The sequence below is a fragment of the Orlajensenia leifsoniae genome, from assembly GCF_004570845.1.
Lineage (GTDB): Bacteria > Actinomycetota > Actinomycetes > Actinomycetales > Microbacteriaceae > Orlajensenia > Orlajensenia leifsoniae.
Genome location: NZ_SPQZ01000005.1, coordinates 151,790 through 165,819, shown reverse-complemented (window position 1 = coordinate 165,819; position 14,030 = coordinate 151,790). Strand labels below are relative to the sequence as shown.

At 69.0% G+C, this 14,030-nt stretch carries 13 protein-coding genes; 6 read left to right on the top strand and 7 right to left on the bottom strand.

All coding sequences use genetic code 11. The annotated features are described in order from the left end of the window. The first annotated feature begins 121 nt into the window (after positions 1-121). From E4M00_RS14110 to E4M00_RS14100, 3 genes are read left to right on the top strand one after another with little or no spacing between them, the layout of a single operon-like run. Positions 122-610, top strand: a complete 489-nt coding sequence (locus tag E4M00_RS14110) for a hypothetical protein (RefSeq protein ID WP_135121133.1) — start codon at positions 122-124, stop codon at positions 608-610. After that, on the top strand, positions 600-1,466 hold the full coding sequence (locus E4M00_RS14105; RefSeq protein WP_135121132.1) for an FAD:protein FMN transferase: 867 nt from the start codon (positions 600-602) through the stop codon (positions 1,464-1,466). Before E4M00_RS14110 ends, E4M00_RS14105 begins: the two co-directional genes overlap by 11 nt. After that, positions 1,463-2,962 carry a ferredoxin--NADP reductase gene (locus tag E4M00_RS14100; RefSeq protein ID WP_135121131.1) on the top strand — a complete coding sequence of 500 codons (1,500 nt, stop codon included), beginning with the start codon at positions 1,463-1,465 and terminating at the stop codon, positions 2,960-2,962. Before E4M00_RS14105 ends, E4M00_RS14100 begins: the two co-directional genes overlap by 4 nt. 23 nt (positions 2,963-2,985) lie before the next feature. Here the strand turns inward: E4M00_RS14100 and E4M00_RS14095 are convergent, their stop codons facing one another. Genes E4M00_RS14095 through E4M00_RS14085 form a run of 3 tightly spaced genes read right to left on the bottom strand, consistent with a single transcriptional unit; the run spans position 2,986 to position 5,518 of the window. Further along, positions 2,986-3,786: an amino acid ABC transporter ATP-binding protein gene (locus E4M00_RS14095; RefSeq protein WP_135121130.1), complete on the bottom strand. Its 801-nt coding sequence runs from the start codon at positions 3,784-3,786 to the stop codon at positions 2,986-2,988. Then, the gene (locus E4M00_RS14090) at positions 3,783-4,646 is read right to left on the bottom strand and encodes an amino acid ABC transporter permease (RefSeq protein WP_135121129.1); all 864 of its coding nucleotides are present in this window, start codon (positions 4,644-4,646) and stop codon (positions 3,783-3,785) included. The genes E4M00_RS14095 and E4M00_RS14090 overlap by 4 nt, the downstream gene beginning before the upstream one ends. Before the next feature lie 26 nt (positions 4,647-4,672). After that, positions 4,673-5,518 carry an ABC transporter substrate-binding protein gene (locus E4M00_RS14085; protein WP_135121128.1) on the bottom strand — a complete coding sequence of 282 codons (846 nt, stop codon included), beginning with the start codon at positions 5,516-5,518 and terminating at the stop codon, positions 4,673-4,675. A gap of 152 nt (positions 5,519-5,670) precedes the next feature. On the opposite strand from E4M00_RS14085, the gene E4M00_RS14080 reads away from it, so the two are divergent. Together E4M00_RS14080 and E4M00_RS14075 are read left to right on the top strand one after the other, a co-directional pair. Beyond that, positions 5,671-7,086, top strand: a complete 1,416-nt coding sequence (locus E4M00_RS14080) for a glycosyltransferase 87 family protein (protein WP_167756904.1) — start codon at positions 5,671-5,673, stop codon at positions 7,084-7,086. A 16-nt stretch (positions 7,087-7,102) separates the two neighbouring features. After that, positions 7,103-7,411 carry a thiamine-binding protein gene (locus tag E4M00_RS14075; RefSeq protein ID WP_135121126.1) on the top strand — a complete coding sequence of 103 codons (309 nt, stop codon included), beginning with the start codon at positions 7,103-7,105 and terminating at the stop codon, positions 7,409-7,411. Between the two features lie 45 nt (positions 7,412-7,456). On the opposite strand, the gene E4M00_RS14070 is transcribed toward E4M00_RS14075, so the two are convergent. Then, entirely contained in the window at positions 7,457-9,049 is a 1,593-nt protein-coding gene (locus E4M00_RS14070) for a cell wall-binding repeat-containing protein (RefSeq protein ID WP_204773014.1), read from the bottom strand. A 379-nt stretch (positions 9,050-9,428) separates the two neighbouring features. On the opposite strand from E4M00_RS14070, the gene E4M00_RS14065 reads away from it, so the two are divergent. Further along, positions 9,429-10,709, top strand: a complete 1,281-nt coding sequence (locus E4M00_RS14065) for an MFS transporter (RefSeq protein ID WP_135121124.1) — start codon at positions 9,429-9,431, stop codon at positions 10,707-10,709. A 182-nt stretch (positions 10,710-10,891) separates the two neighbouring features. Here the strand turns inward: E4M00_RS14065 and E4M00_RS14060 are convergent, their stop codons facing one another. Genes E4M00_RS14060 through E4M00_RS14050 form a run of 3 tightly spaced genes read right to left on the bottom strand, consistent with a single transcriptional unit; the run spans position 10,892 to position 14,004 of the window. Next, complete coding sequence (locus E4M00_RS14060; RefSeq protein ID WP_268765590.1) at positions 10,892-11,545, bottom strand: response regulator transcription factor; 654 nt, start codon at positions 11,543-11,545, stop codon at positions 10,892-10,894. A 48-nt stretch (positions 11,546-11,593) separates the two neighbouring features. Then, positions 11,594-12,841, bottom strand: coding sequence for a hypothetical protein (locus tag E4M00_RS14055; protein ID WP_135121123.1), 1,248 nt, complete (start codon positions 12,839-12,841; stop codon positions 11,594-11,596). Next, entirely contained in the window at positions 12,841-14,004 is a 1,164-nt protein-coding gene (locus E4M00_RS14050) for a sensor histidine kinase (RefSeq protein ID WP_135121122.1), read from the bottom strand. The genes E4M00_RS14055 and E4M00_RS14050 overlap by 1 nt, the downstream gene beginning before the upstream one ends. Positions 14,005-14,030 lie beyond the last annotated feature (26 nt).

Below are 14,030 nucleotides of genomic sequence, written 5' to 3'. Positions count from 1 at the left end.
TCGACTCGTCGAGGAGTCACAGCTGACCCATAGGGAACATGCATACGGTCGAATACAACCGGGACCGATGGCGTGATCCCGAGCATGTCGCTCCTGACGGGGTGAGGAGAAGGTGACAAACATGAACACACGAATCGGCAGAACAGCGATCGCCATCGCATCCGGAGCCGTCGTGATCGGCTCGCTCGCAGGCTGCGCCACCGACCAGTCGGCCGAGGCCGAGGCGGCCCCGTCCACGGGCTCCGGCGACACCTCCACCACCACACCGTCGACCGGAACCGATGCGAACGACACCGACTCGTCAGCAACCTCGAGCACCTACACCGACGGCGACTACACCGCGACGGGCGAGTACTCCACTCCCGGCGGGCGAGAGGACGTCACCGTGACCATCACGCTCGCCGACGACGTCGTGACCGCCGTCGACGTGACGGGCTCGGCCACCAGCGGCAACTCGAAGCAGTACCAGAGCGCCTTCATCTCGGGTATCTCGGCCGAGGTCGTCGGCAAGGACATCGACAGCCTCGACGTCTCGAAGGTGGCGGGATCCTCCCTCACCAGCGGCGGCTTCAACGCCGCCCTCGACACGATCCGCAGCGATGCCAGCTGAGTCGGCCACGCTCGCCTTCGAGGCGATCGGAACGGGCTGGCAGGTCGACTCGCGCGCCCCGATCGCGGCGGACACCGTCCGGCGGATGAACGCCGTCATCGAGGACTTCGACCGCACGTGGTCGCGCTTCCGTCCCGACTCGCTCGTGACCGAGGTCGCGAGTCGCTCGGGGGAGTGGACCTTCCCCGACGAGGCGCCGGCGCTCGTCGAGCTCTACTCCGCCATGCACGCGGCCACGGCGGGCGCGATGTCGCCCCTCGTCGGCGCCTCGCTCAGCCACCTCGGGTACGGGGCGGGCTACTCGCTCGTTCCCGGAGCCGGCACCCTCGCGAGTCCCGACTGGGACCGGATGGACTGGGACGGCACGCGGCTCCGCACCCGGCAGCCTCTCGAACTCGACATCGGAGCCGCAGGCAAGGGTCTGCTGGTCGACATGATCGTCGACCTGCTGGAGCAGGACGGGGTCGAGCAGATCGTGGTCGATGCCAGTGGCGACCTGCGGCACTCCGGCGGCGAGCCGGTGCGCGTGGCCCTCGAGCATCCGTACGACACCACGAAGGCGATCGGCATCGCGACTCTCGCCGATGGAGCACTGTGCGCCTCGGCGAGCAATCGCAGGGCCTGGGGTTCCGGCCTGCACCACGTTCTCGACGCCCGCACCGGGGAACCGGTCGACGAGGTGGTCGCCACCTGGGTGACGGCCGAGACCGCGATGGTCGCCGACGCCGTCGCGACGGCGTTGTTCTTCACCCCAGCGGACCAGCTGGCCGGGTACGTCGACTTCGAGCACGTGCGCATGCTGACCGACGGGCGAGCCGAGCTCTCGTCCGGATTCCCCGGGGAGCTGTTCCGATGAGACGACTGCTCGATTCCTCGCTCAGTCGAGTGAGCGGCTACAGGCTGATGACGCTGAGCCTCGGCGCCATCGCCGTCGTGGCGTTCATCCTCTCGGCCACGGGCCTGTTGTTCTACACGCCGACGCAGTTGGCACTCAGCCTCCTCGTCGCCGTCGGCTCCGTCGCCGCATCGGGCTGGATCGCCGGGCGCATCGTGCGCTCGCCGGCCCACCTCGAGTCCTCGGTCATCACCGGACTGCTGCTCTTCTTCCTCTTCTGGCCGTCTGAGGATCCGACGCAGCTCGGCGTGCTCGCCCTCACGGGGGTGCTCGCGACCGCGTCGAAGTACGTTCTCGCCGTACGCGGCAGGCACATCTTCAATCCGGCCGCCGTCGCCGCCGTGATCATCGCGTTCACGCAGCTGGGCTCGTCGGTGTGGTGGGTGGCCAATTCGTACCTCCTGCCGATCGTGTTGATCGGCGGCTTCCTGGTGCTGTGGCGCACGCGTCGCTTCGCCGTCGCCGTGGTGTTCGTGGCCGTGGCCGGCGTGCTCTGCACCGGGCGCCTGATGCTCGAGGGGACGGATGCCGGCGCCGCCGCGTGGACCGTGCTCGCCTCGTTCCCCGTGGTCTTCCTGGCCGCATTCATGCTGAGCGAGCCGCTCACCCTGCCGCCGCGGCGCTGGCAGCAGCTGCTGGTCGCAGGCGTCGTCGGCGTGCTGTTCTCGATCCCGCTGGCCGTCGGGCCGTTCGCCATGACGCCGGAGCTCGCTCTCATCGTCGGCAACGCCATCGCCTTCGCGTTCGGCCAGCGCCGGGCCGTGAGGCTGCGCCTCGTCGAGGCTCGGCATCCGACACCGACGATCGTCGAGTACGTCTTCGCGCCGGAGCGACCCGTGGCCTTCCAGGCCGGGCAGTCGCTCGAGCTCGCCGTTCCGCACCGCCGTGCAGACTCCCGCGGAACGCGTCGCGTCTTCAGCATCTCCTCCCCGCCCGACGATGCGGAACGCATCACCATCGCCATGCGGATGCCCGAGAAGCCCTCGACGTTCAAGCGCGCCCTCAGCTCCCTCGCCCCAGGCTCGATCGTGCGGGCCACCTCCGTCGGCGGCGACTTCCTGCTGCCTCAGGACGACTCGGAGCCCGTGCTGCTCATCGCCGGCGGCATCGGCATCACGCCGTTCGCCAGCCAGCTCGCCTCGGACAGCGCGGCCGGTCGCCGTCGCGACGTCGTGCTCGTGTATGCGGCGGGGTCGAGCGAGATCGCCTACAGGGAGGTCATCGCCGAGTCCGCGGCCGCGGTCGTCGTGGTCGGAGCTTCGGGGTCCGAGCTGCCGGCAGGGTGGAGTGCTCACTCCGGGCGCGTCGACCACGCCATGCTCGATGCCGCCGTGCCCGACTGGCGCACTCGGCGCACCTTCGTGTCCGGCTCGCCGCGCATGGTCGACAGCGTGCGTTCCGCGCTCGCGCGCCAGGGCGGCCGGTCGGTGACGACGGACGCGTTCAGCGGGTACTGAGCGCGCCGGGCCCAGCGGCCTCCCTACGCCGTGAAGCGCGCCAGGAACTCCCGGGTGCGCGGATTCTCGGAGTGCTCGAACAGCTGGGCAGGCGGGCCGGCCTCGGCGACGACGCCCTTGTCGAGGAACACGACCCGGTGCGCCACGTCGCGGGCGAAGGCCATCTCGTGCGTCGCCATGAGGATGGTGGTGCCGCCGCGGCCGAGCTCGCGCACGAGGTCGAGCACCTCGCCGACGAGTTCGGGATCGAGCGCGCTGGTGATCTCGTCGAGCAGCAGGAGTTCGGGGTCGGTCGCGATGGAGCGCACGATGGCGGCGCGCTGCTGCTGGCCGCCCGAGAGCCTGTCGGGGAACTCGCGGGCCTTGTCGGCGAGTCCGATGGAATCCAGCAGCTCGAGACCGCGTCGCTCGGCTTCGACCCGGGAGGCTCGGTGAACCGCCCGGCTCGCCAGGGTGACGTTGTCGAGGACGCTGAGATGCGGGAACAGGTTGAAGTGCTGGAACACCACGCCGATGCGGGAACGGATGCGGTCGGCCTTGGCCCGCGGGTCGCTGATGTCGTCGTCGCCCAGGAAGATCTGGCCGTCGTCGATCTGCTCGAGGAGGTTGGCCGTGCGCAGCAGGGTCGACTTGCCCGATCCGCTGGCGCCGATGAGCGCGACGATCTCGTGCCGGTGCACGGTGAGGTCGATTCCGCGGAGCACCTCGGTGCCCTCGAAGGACTTCCGGATGCCGACGAGTCGGAGCACCGGCGCTGCATCGGGGGTGGCAGCGCCCGAGCCGGGTCCCGAGCCGGGCCCCGAGCCGGGTTCGATGAGGCTCATACGATGCTCCCCATCTGTTCACGCCGCCGCACGCGCGCCGTGTACCAGTCCGTGAAGCGGATCATCGGCAGCGCCAGCAGGAAGAACAGCAGGCCGGCCACGACGTAGGGCGTGAAGTTGAAGTACGCCGCGGTCTCGATCTGGGCGGCGCGGACGGCATCCACGGCCCCGAGCACCGAGATGAGTCCGACGTCCTTCTGCAGGGCGACGAAGTCGTTCATGAGCGCAGGCGTGACCTTGCGCACGGCCTGGGGCAGGATGACCCGGCGCATGCTCTGGCTGTAGCTGAGGCCGAGGGAGCGCGCAGCGAGGCGCTGCGACGGGTGCACGGCCTCGATGCCGGCGCGGAACACCTCGGAGACGTAGGCGGAGTAGACGGTGACCAGGGCGATGGTTCCCCAGAACTCGGCGGGCATCCGCGGGAAGACGCCGAGGCCCGGGATGCCGTAGCCGACCAGGTACAGCACGATGATGAGGGGGATGCCGCGGAACAGGTCGGTGTAGCCCGCGGCGAGGGCGCGCAGGGGGAACCAGATCGGGCCGCGCAGGGTGCGCACGGTGGCGAGCACCAGGCTGACGATGCCGACGCCGATGACGGAGTAGATGAGCACGCGCACATTGAGCCAGAAACCCTCGATGACACGCGGGAAGGCGGCCACGGCGACGTCCCAATTGAGGAACGTCTGCTGCACCCGACTCCAGCCGGGGGTGTTGATCACGAAGATCCACGCCGCGACGGCGAACACCACGGTGCTCACGATGGCGATCAGCGTGGACCGCGTCGTCTGCTGACGACGGAATGCCCGGCGGTCGAGCTCGATCGAACTCGGCGGCCGGGCATCGATCCCGGTGGTGCTCATGCGCTACAGAGTACTGGTGCGCCCGACTACTTCAGCACCGGGGCGGTGTCCTCGGAGCCGAGCCACTTCGTGGCCAGCTCGTCGAGGGTGCCGTCCTCGCGGAGGGCGTCGACGGCCTCGGAGACGCTCGCCGTGAGCGGGCTGTCCTTGGCGAGCACGAGGCCGAACTGGTCACCCGTCGTGCCCTCGGCCTGGGGGAGCTGGCCGATGATCTTTCCGCCGTCGAGCTCGGCGCCGGTCAGGTAGAAGGCGGTCGGCAGGTCGACGACGATGGCGTCGACGGTGCCGTTCTGCAGCGCGAGCTTGGCGTCGTCGTTGGAGTTGAACACCTGCGCCTGCGAGTCCGGCTTGATGACGTCCTCGACGGCGGTCAGGCTGGTGGTTCCCGTCTGGGCGCCGATGGAGAACTTCTTGAGGTCGGCGATCGAGGTGGCGCCGGCGGCGGGCGAGGACGCGATGGTGATCACGGTCTGCGTGGTCTCGTAGTACGGCGAGGAGAAGTCGACGGCCTGCTTGCGCTCATCCGTGATCGAGAACTGCTGCAGGTTGAAGTCGAAGTCCTTGGGGCCGGGGGCGATGGCCTCGTCGAAGGTGGAGCGCACCCACACGACGTCGGAGTCGGCGAAGCCGAGCTGGCCGGCGACGGCGTAGGCGACGGCGGACTCGAAGCCCTCACCCGACTCGGGCTTGTCGTCGATGACCCAGGGGTAGTACGCGGGCTCGGCCGTTCCGATGGTGAGCTTGCCGTCGGTGACGTAGCCACTCTCGGACGCCGAATCCGATGAGGCACCGGCACATCCGCTCAACGCGACGATGCCCGCCGTGACGACGGCGAGTGCGAGAGCACGGGTGCGGATGGTGCGTCGGGGCATGACTGTCTCCTGGCGAAATCGAGGGGGAGTCTCAAGCTTGCCGCATCCGTCGGAGCCCGATGACGAATCGCGTCGTCCTGTGACACAAGTGATATCGAAGGGCGCCGGCAGCGTGCATCGGGCGGTCGGATGCTGCGGATAGCATGAGCGCCATGGCCGGCATTCCCGCATCCGTCGCTCCGCCGGCTCCCGAATCGACGCTGCGCAGAGCGCTCGGCAACCGCCTGGCGCTGTGGGCGGCGTTCGTGCTCGTGCACGCCGAACTGGTGTGGCTCGCCCTCACCGGGCCGGGCCTGCCCCTCGGCGATGTGACGCTCGTGTACACGACCTGGATGAAGACCGCGGACCTCAGCGGCTACGTCGTGGGCATCGACGGGCCGTTCGTCTATCCGATCCTGGCGATCCTGCCGATGGAGCTGGCCGCGCTCTTCGGCTTCGACCTCTACGTGTACACCTGGCTGGGACTGATCGTGCTGCTGAATGCCGTCGGCTTCGCCGTGCTCATCGGGCTGCGCCGTGGTGCCGTCGCCCGGGTCGTGCCGGCGTGGTGGTGGCTCGGGTTCCTGCTGCTGCTCGGTCCGATCGCGGTCGGGCGCATCGACGCCGTCACGGTGCCGATAGCCCTCGTCGCCGTGCTGCTCGTCGCCGGTCGGCCGCGCCTCGCCTCGGTACTGCTGGCGATAGCCACCTGGATCAAGATCTGGCCGGCCGCCGTCATCGCGGCCCTTCTCATCGCCTCACGCGAGAGGGCGCGCATCCTCGTGGCCGCAGCCGGCACGAGCGTGCTGATCGTGGTGATCTGCCTCGTGCTCGGCAGCGGGTGGAACGTGTTCAGCTTCATCACCGAGCAGACGGGGCGCGGGCTGCAGATCGAGTCGCCGGTGAGCACGATCTGGATGTGGCAGGCCGCAGCAGGCAGCCCGACCTCACGGGTGTACTACGACCACGACATCCTCACGTACCAGGTCACGGGGCAGGGAACCGAGTTCGCGAGCGCCATGATGACGCCCCTGCTCGTGCTCGTCGTCGGCGTGATCGTGGCCATCGGGATCAGGGCCCAGCTGCAGCGGGCGCCGTTCGTCGCGCTGTTCCCGCCCCTCGCCCTGGCCCTCGTGACGGCCTTCATCGTGGTGAACAAGGTGGGGTCGCCGCAGTTCATCTGCTGGCTGGCCGTTCCCATCGTGATCGGCCTCGTCTACCGGGGACGGCGCTACGCGGTCCCCGCCATCATGGCGCTCGTGCTGGCAGGGCTCACGCAGCTCATCTACCCGTTCTTCTACGGCTGGCTGCTGGTCGCGCATCCGCTGGCCGTCGCGCTGCTGACGCTGCGCAACCTGCTGGAGGTCGCACTGCTCCTCTGGGCCGTCGTGATGGTGTGGCGCAGCGGCTCGCACGCCGAGGTCGCTCTCGATGACGAGGCGGCGTCGGATGCGGAAGGCGAGTCGGATGCGGTGGGGGAGGCGGAGGCGGACGGGGATCCGGACGGCGGTCTCGATGCAGCATCGGGAGCGGCATCCGGTGCCGAGGTCTGGAAGAGTGGAAGCCGGTCGCCAGACGCGGCCGACTGAGGCTCGGGAGGCCATCATGCTCGTCGCATTCTCCGTCGCTCCATCGGGAACCGGCCGCGCCGACGGCTCGGTGCACGACGCCGTCGCAGCCGCTGTGCGCATCGTGCGCGAATCCGGCCTGCCCAACCAGACCGACTCGATGTTCACGACGATCGAGGGGGACTGGGACGAGGTGTTCGCCGTGATCAAGGACGCGACGGATGCCGTGGCCGAGTACGGTTCGCGGGTCTCCCTGGTGCTGAAGGCCGACATCCGCCCCGGATACTCGGGCGAGCTCACCGCGAAGGTGGAGCGCCTCGAGGCCGCGATGGAGAACGACGGGTAGACGGTTCAATCCCGCAATCGACTGCGGAAGGCGTTTTGGACGCCCCTAACATCTCGCAAGTTCGGCGACACGCGAGCTGAGAGCGGCTTCGCCTCCGAGGAGAACGATGTTGGTGATGCCCTTGTCATCGATCATGTCCATGGTCGCCTGAGGGATGCATTCGTGATGCACGAGGTAGATTCCGGCGGAGATCTGGTTCGAGGCGGGACCAGCGCTGAGAGCGTCCGGAAAATTGTCGCCGACGGCCAGGAATGCGGTGTCGGCACCCAGGATGCCGTTGACGAGGCGAGACGTCTCGTATCGGTCGGCACCTCCGTACACGGTCGTGGTCGACGCATGCAAGGAGTGCGCGATCCCCGGATTCATCGCACCGGCGCCACCCACCACCGAGAGGTGCGCTGCCCCCAGGTCCTTCATCACTTGTCGGGTCGCAGGGTCTGCCGTCGTCGATGCCCCGTTGACGAGGACAAGAGGTGAGCCGAGCAGGCCGGCGATCGGACCGGCAGAGAGCGCATCCGCGAACCCGAGGCCAGTGGCGAGATACAGCCTGTGAGTGCTTCGCGTCGCCCACCGCGCCACGTCCCTCGACGTCCCATACCTGTCCGCGCCGCTCAACCGCGACACGTAGCCACCGTAGCCCTGGAGTTCCGCTTCGACGCCGGCCGAGACCGATGCCGTTCCGCCGATGATGATGATTCTGCTCGGAGCGAGTCTCTTCAGCTCGGTCCTCGTCGACTGAGGAATACCGGTCGGCGTGACGAGCAGCAGCGGCGCGCTTCGCAGCGCCCCTGCCGCGCCTGCCGCAAGAGCGTCTGCGTATCCGAGCCCGTTCGCAATCAGCACAGCGCCGCCGGCGGTAGCGGGGAAGTAGTGGGAGAGTTTGGCCGCGACTTCGAAGCGGTCGCGCCCGCCGATTCGAGAGACCGTGAGGTGCGTTTGGGTGAGGACGGAGTCCACATCCTCGACCGCTTCGCCGGGATCGATGGTGATGGTTCGAGCCGTACCCACGGTCCGGGCTTTCGGCCAGAATTCGTTGGAGAACTTCGCGTAGAAGGTGTATCCGATCCGGTAGCTCGCGGGGGCGAGGTTATCGAACGAATAATGCGGCTTCTCGATCCGGGCAGTCGCGGCGGCGGTCCACTTGCCCGTGGAGGCGCTCTTCACGAAGGCCGTGGCGGTTCCCGAGACGTTGGTGTTCCCCCGCTCACCGACGAGAGATCCCGAGAGCGAGCCGCGGGGTTCGAGAACGAAGTCGAGGCTCTTGAGGCCCTCCAGACCATACCCATCGAGGACGGTGACCATAGTCGAGTCCTCTTGCAGAACGGCCCCTCCGTACCACTGGCTCGCCCACCGGGTTGGCACTTCCACCTTCACGTGGTGCTGTCCCCGGTGGGCCGACATCGTGAAGGCCCCATCAGCGCCGCTCCAACCGGAATCAACTGGGTACGCGCCGTCGTAGAAGCTGATCGTCGCCCCCGGGATGGGCACGGTGCCGGAGGTCGTCCGTCCGCGCACAGTCCCTGAGACCGGCATCCAGCCCTCGCCCGCTGCACGTGAAGAGCCGGATCCTGCGTCCACGACGACGGCAGATGCCGGTAACGGTCCCAAGACGGAGACAACGGCCGCCACGGCGAGCACGATCGCCGTGAGCCGGATTCTGGCAGTGCTGCAGCGCAAACCGGACGGTCGGGACCCTGCACCCGACCCGTGGTGTTCCGCCCCGCCGGACAACCCGATCTGCACCTTCATGCGGCCCCCTCGTCGTGAACTCGCTGGATGCTATCGCGAGCGAGCGCCGGAGATGACGGGTTCACCATGACGCGCCGGGATGACCCGACGTGGTCCCCATCCGCTCGCCCGCAGTCCTCAGTCGGCGACTGGCCCGACTTCGTCGCATCCGTCGTCCACGTACCGCCCGAGAGCGACGAAAGTGGGCGAGTCGCGGGAGTTGCCGCAGTCGAGCGCGGCTCGAAGGGCCCGAGTCGAATCGATTCGATTCTCGCGCTACAGTTGACGGGTGACCCTCGATGCTGCCGGGCCGACGACTCTGTCGCCGGCCCGTACCCGTTTGGCCCTGCTCGCTCTCGCGCTGGGCGGTTTCGGCATCGGTTCGACCGAGTTCGTCGCCATGGGTCTGCTCCCGAACCTCGCCGGGGACCTGCTGCCGACTCTCTACGCGGCCGATCCCGCGGCCGCGAACTCGCAGGCCGGCCTGCTGATCTCGGCCTACGCCCTCGGCGTCGTCGTCGGCGCGCCCACCATCGCGGCGGCCGCAGCGCGCTGGCCGCGCAAGCAGCTCCTGCTCGCCCTCCTCACGGCCTTCACCCTCGGCACCATCGCGTCGGCCGTGCTGCCGTCGTTCCAACTCGTGCTGCTCGCCCGCTTCGTGGCCGCTCTCCCGCACGGCGCCTACTTCGGTATCGCCTCGCTCGTGGCGGCGAGCCTCATGGGGCCGGGCAAACGCGGACGCGGCGTGGCCTTCGTGCTGAGCGGCCTCACCATCGCGAACGTCGTCGGCGTTCCGACCATCACGTGGATCGGCCAGCTCTACGGATGGCGCACGGCCTATCTCGTGGTCGCCGGCATCTTCGCCCTCACCTTCGTGGCCGTGGCACTCGCCGTGCCGTGGCAGGCGGGCGATCCGAAGGCCACGATGAAGAACGAGCTCAAGGCCTTCACCCGCCTGCAGGTGTGGTTCGCCCTGGCCATCGGGGCCATCGGCTTCGGCGGCCTGTTCGCGGTCTACAGCTACGTCGCCCCGATGGCGACGGAGGTGACGGGGCTGCCGGAATCCGCCGTCCCGCTGGTGCTGGTCGTGTTCGGCATCGGCATGACCATCGGCAACATCGTGGGCGGGCGCCTCGCCGACCACAGCGTCCGACGCTCGATGTACCTGTTCTTCATGATCCTCATCGTCGCGCTCGTGATCATGGGCTTCACGGTCTCGAGCGTCGCCGGGCTCCTCGCCGGCGTGTTCTTCGTCGGAGGCACGTCGGCGGCGCTGTCGCCGATCATCCAGACCCGTCTCATGGACGTGGCGCGCGACAGCCAGTCGATCGCAGCAGCCCTCAACCACTCCGCCCTCAACATCGGCAACGCTCTCGGAGCTCTTCTCGGCGGCATCGCCATCGGCGCGGGCCTCGGGTACGTCGCCCCCATCTGGATAGGCCTCGGGCTCAGCGTCGCCGGGCTCCTCCTGGCCGTCGCGACCTTCTCCATCGACCGGGTCCGACGCACTCGCGGCGTCGAGGTGCCCTACGGCACGGCGTCGCTCAGCACGATCGGCGAGGCCGCGTAGCCGCAGCGTCGTCACGACGCATGGATGGCGGGCGGCATCCGTTCGCGCCGCAGCATCCGCCGCTTCGCCGCATCCGTTCGCCCGAGAACAGGCCGGAACGGCGAAAGCAGGCCCAGTGGGCCTGCTCTCGGAGAATGCGTGGGATCGGGCCTGTTCCGGTGAGGGGTGCGGCCCGTGCGTGATCAGTCGGTCTGCAGCAGGATGCCGTCGTGGATGGCGCGCTTGCGGAGGGCCACCTTGGTGCCCACGTCGTAGCCGGCCTGGCGGTACTTCTCGCGGATGCGCTTGAGGTAGCTCTTGGCCGTCTCCTCGGAGATGCCGAGCTGGTACGCGACGGCCTTGACGGGCTCGCCGGCGCCGTAGAGGGCCATCACGCGGCGCTCCTGTGCAGACAGGCGAGGGGCGTCACCGGCGGCGACGGAGTTGATGGCGAGGTCGAGCTCCTCGGAGATGTAGGACTCCCCGACGTACGCGGCGCGGATGGCCTCGGCGATCATGTTCGCCTCCTCGCTCTTGACGAGGTAGCCCAGCGCGCCGGAGTCGAGCGCCTGACGCACGACGGCGGGCTCCGAGTAGGTGCTCATGAGAACAGTGCGCACGCCCGTGGTCTTCAGGGTCGCGAGCTTGAGCGAGATCGGGATGTTGTCCTTGAGGTCGAGGTCGAGCAGCACGACGTCGACGGGGAACGCCGAGTGGGTGAGGAGCTCGGGCCACGTGGTCACGGCGGCGACCATGTCGATGTCATCTGCAGCGTTGCGGATCCACTCGGTGAGTGCTCCGAGCAGCATGCGGTGATCGTCGACGAGTGCTACCCGGATCGGTCCTGAACTACCCACTGTGTCCTCCTCATGGTTCGCCTGCATCGCGGCGAATCCGTCACTACCTTACGTGTCAGACGCGCCGTCGACTGTGCAGTCGATCTCGACACGCAGACTGCCGTCGCGAACGGAGTCTATGTGCGGACCGACGATTCCCATGGCCTCCCACGCTGCGGCATCCACACGCCGACGCAGCACGCCCGTGGTCTCGAGCACGAGAGGGAAGCGAACGGTGCGGTACGCCCCCAGTCTCGGCGGGTGCGTCGGGCCGAAGATGAGGTGCACCGTGGCACCCCAGCGGTCGGTGTCGCTGACGAGCAGCCAGAGCACGAGCAGGAGAGCGTCGCGCTGGGGCGGGGTGAGCACGCCGGCGAGGCTCGACGGGTCGTCGATCGTGACGGCCGGTGCCAGGAACTCGCTCTCGGAGACCGCGTGGCGCAGCCAGGTCTCCTTGCGGCCCTCGATGAGGTGCAGGCGCAGTTCGGTCGCGAGCGAAGCGGCGCGGGTGGACGCCTCGAGGGGGAGGGGCAGGGGCAGGCGCCCGCCGGCGACGTCGTCGAAGAGTTCCTCGGCGTCGTCGTCGAGGCGGGTGAGTTCCTCGGAGGCGAGCATGCCGACGGTGAGCTGTGGGGCCTGCACGGTGCTCTGCACGAGCACCAGGTCGAGTTCGAGCTGCACCATGCGGCGGTAGGAGCGTACGACGGCGACTCCGAGCAGTGCCGGACCGACACCGATGGCGATCATCATGAGTTCGGGGGCGAGGGTGAGCACGTCGGGGCGTTCCTCCGCGGCGGCGGCCAGCAGCAGGATGATGCCGATGGCGACGTCGGCGATGAGGATCTGCACGGTCTCGCGCAGCGTCACGATGGCCAGCAGCAGGGCAGGCACGGCGAGGGCCGCCGTGGGGATGATGGACCCGGACTCCGACCCCCAGACGCCGTAGAGGTCGAGCCCGATGACGGCGACGCCGCCGACCAGGTCGGCCGCGAACAGCCAGTGCGGCATCTGGCGCGACAGGCCGTGCACGATGGCCGTCGTCGACGCGACGATGACCAGCAGCAGCCCCCACGCCACGACGGAGTAGCTCGGATGCTCCATGCGCCCGACCTGCGTCAGGAACAGCCCGAGCAGGAACAGTGCGATGAGGGCGGCGCCGAGGCTCGTGCCGACGGTGAGGTGACGACCGCCGAGGGCGTGCTGGTTCGCGCGCGTGGTGCTGACCGTGCGTTCCGGCCGCCGGAAGGCCCGGGTGCGGCGCGGGAGGTTCTCGCGTCCGACGACGACGCCGAGGGTGTTCTCTTCGACGCTGGACATCACTTCGGCACCTCCAGGACCACGGTCGTTCCCGATCCGGGGGAGGAGAACAGGCGGGCGTTCCCGCCGACGTCCTGCAACCTGGCCACCACGGACTCCGCGAAGCCGAGGCGTTCCGCCGCCACCTGGTCGAGGGCGAACCCGACACCGGCATCCGTCACCATCGCTCGCACGGTGGTCTCGTCGTCGGTGATGGTGACGTCGGCCTCGGTGACCTCGGCGTGCCTGCGCACGTTCTCGAGGCACTCGCCCAGGGCGCCCAGGAAGGAGTCGAGCACGTTGCTGGGCAGGAGCACCTGACCGTGGCCGTGCCAGTTCACCTCGAGGCCCATGCGGCTGAAGCGCTGCTTGACCGACTCCAGTGTCGTGCCGAGCGCCGTCTCGGCCACGGGTTCGAGCGTGTAGACGCCCGAGGTGCGCGGCATCGGCTTGCCGCCCAGCCTGAGCTGCCTGAGCAGCCGGGCGTCGTCGGCGGCCTGGAGGCGCAGAGCGTTCTCGCTGACGCCGACCCCGGAGTGGGCGAGGAGGGTGAGGGTCGCGAGTACGGTGTCGTGCAGCAGTCTGGCGTCCTGGCGCCGCTGCGCCTCCCGCTCGCTGGCCTGGCGCTCGCTGCGGTGGGCGCGGCCGACGCTCGCGATGCGGTGCATGACGCGCGGCACGCTGAGTCCGAGCCACCAGCCGAGCAGCGTGGCGCTCATCCAGCCGGCCACGACGAAGATCTCGACGTAGGGGAGGGTGAGGCCGAGCCCGACCGTCGACATGGCGGCCAGGCCGAAGGTGATGAGGAACGAGACCACGAGCACGACGACGCGTCGCGCGCTCACCGGCAGCACGATCGCGCCCGATGCGATGACGCCGCCCCCGATGATGGCGACGGCCGTGAGCGAGGCGGCGTTCGCGCCGAGGCTGCTCGAGTTCACGGCGTAGATGGCGCCGAGGCCGGCGACGAGCACCAGCCAGAACCAGCGCAGTCGCCCGGACACGCCGAGCAGGTAGTGCCCGACGGTGATCACGCCGAGAAGCGACAGGGCGATGCCGAGCGCGACGGTGTCCGCTGCTCCGGGGATGCACAGGGTGAGGATCGCGACCGCTGTGCAGATGAGCCCGCTGAGCCGGGCCGTCCTGCGGAGCAGTCGATCCCGTTCCTTCAGGATGCGCTGCATGACACCTGCCTGGCTGTGGGGGATGG

Excerpts from the sequence above, each read along its gene's own strand:
- E4M00_RS14110 (WP_135121133.1), top strand. The coding sequence starts at position 122 with ATGAACACACGAATCGGCAGAACAGCGATCGCCATCGCATCCGGAGCC.
- E4M00_RS14105 (WP_135121132.1), top strand. The coding sequence starts at position 600 with ATGCCAGCTGAGTCGGCCACGCTCGCCTTCGAGGCGATCGGAACGGGC.
- E4M00_RS14100 (WP_135121131.1), top strand. The coding sequence starts at position 1,463 with ATGAGACGACTGCTCGATTCCTCGCTCAGTCGAGTGAGCGGCTACAGG.
- E4M00_RS14095 (WP_135121130.1), bottom strand. The coding sequence starts at position 3,786 with ATGAGCCTCATCGAACCCGGCTCGGGGCCCGGCTCGGGACCCGGCTCG.
- E4M00_RS14090 (WP_135121129.1), bottom strand. The coding sequence starts at position 4,646 with ATGAGCACCACCGGGATCGATGCCCGGCCGCCGAGTTCGATCGAGCTC.
- E4M00_RS14085 (WP_135121128.1), bottom strand. The coding sequence starts at position 5,518 with ATGCCCCGACGCACCATCCGCACCCGTGCTCTCGCACTCGCCGTCGTC.
- E4M00_RS14080 (WP_167756904.1), top strand. The coding sequence starts at position 5,671 with ATGGCCGGCATTCCCGCATCCGTCGCTCCGCCGGCTCCCGAATCGACG.
- E4M00_RS14075 (WP_135121126.1), top strand. The coding sequence starts at position 7,103 with ATGCTCGTCGCATTCTCCGTCGCTCCATCGGGAACCGGCCGCGCCGAC.
- E4M00_RS14055 (WP_135121123.1), bottom strand. The coding sequence starts at position 12,841 with ATGTCCAGCGTCGAAGAGAACACCCTCGGCGTCGTCGTCGGACGCGAG.
- E4M00_RS14050 (WP_135121122.1), bottom strand. The coding sequence starts at position 14,004 with ATGCAGCGCATCCTGAAGGAACGGGATCGACTGCTCCGCAGGACGGCC.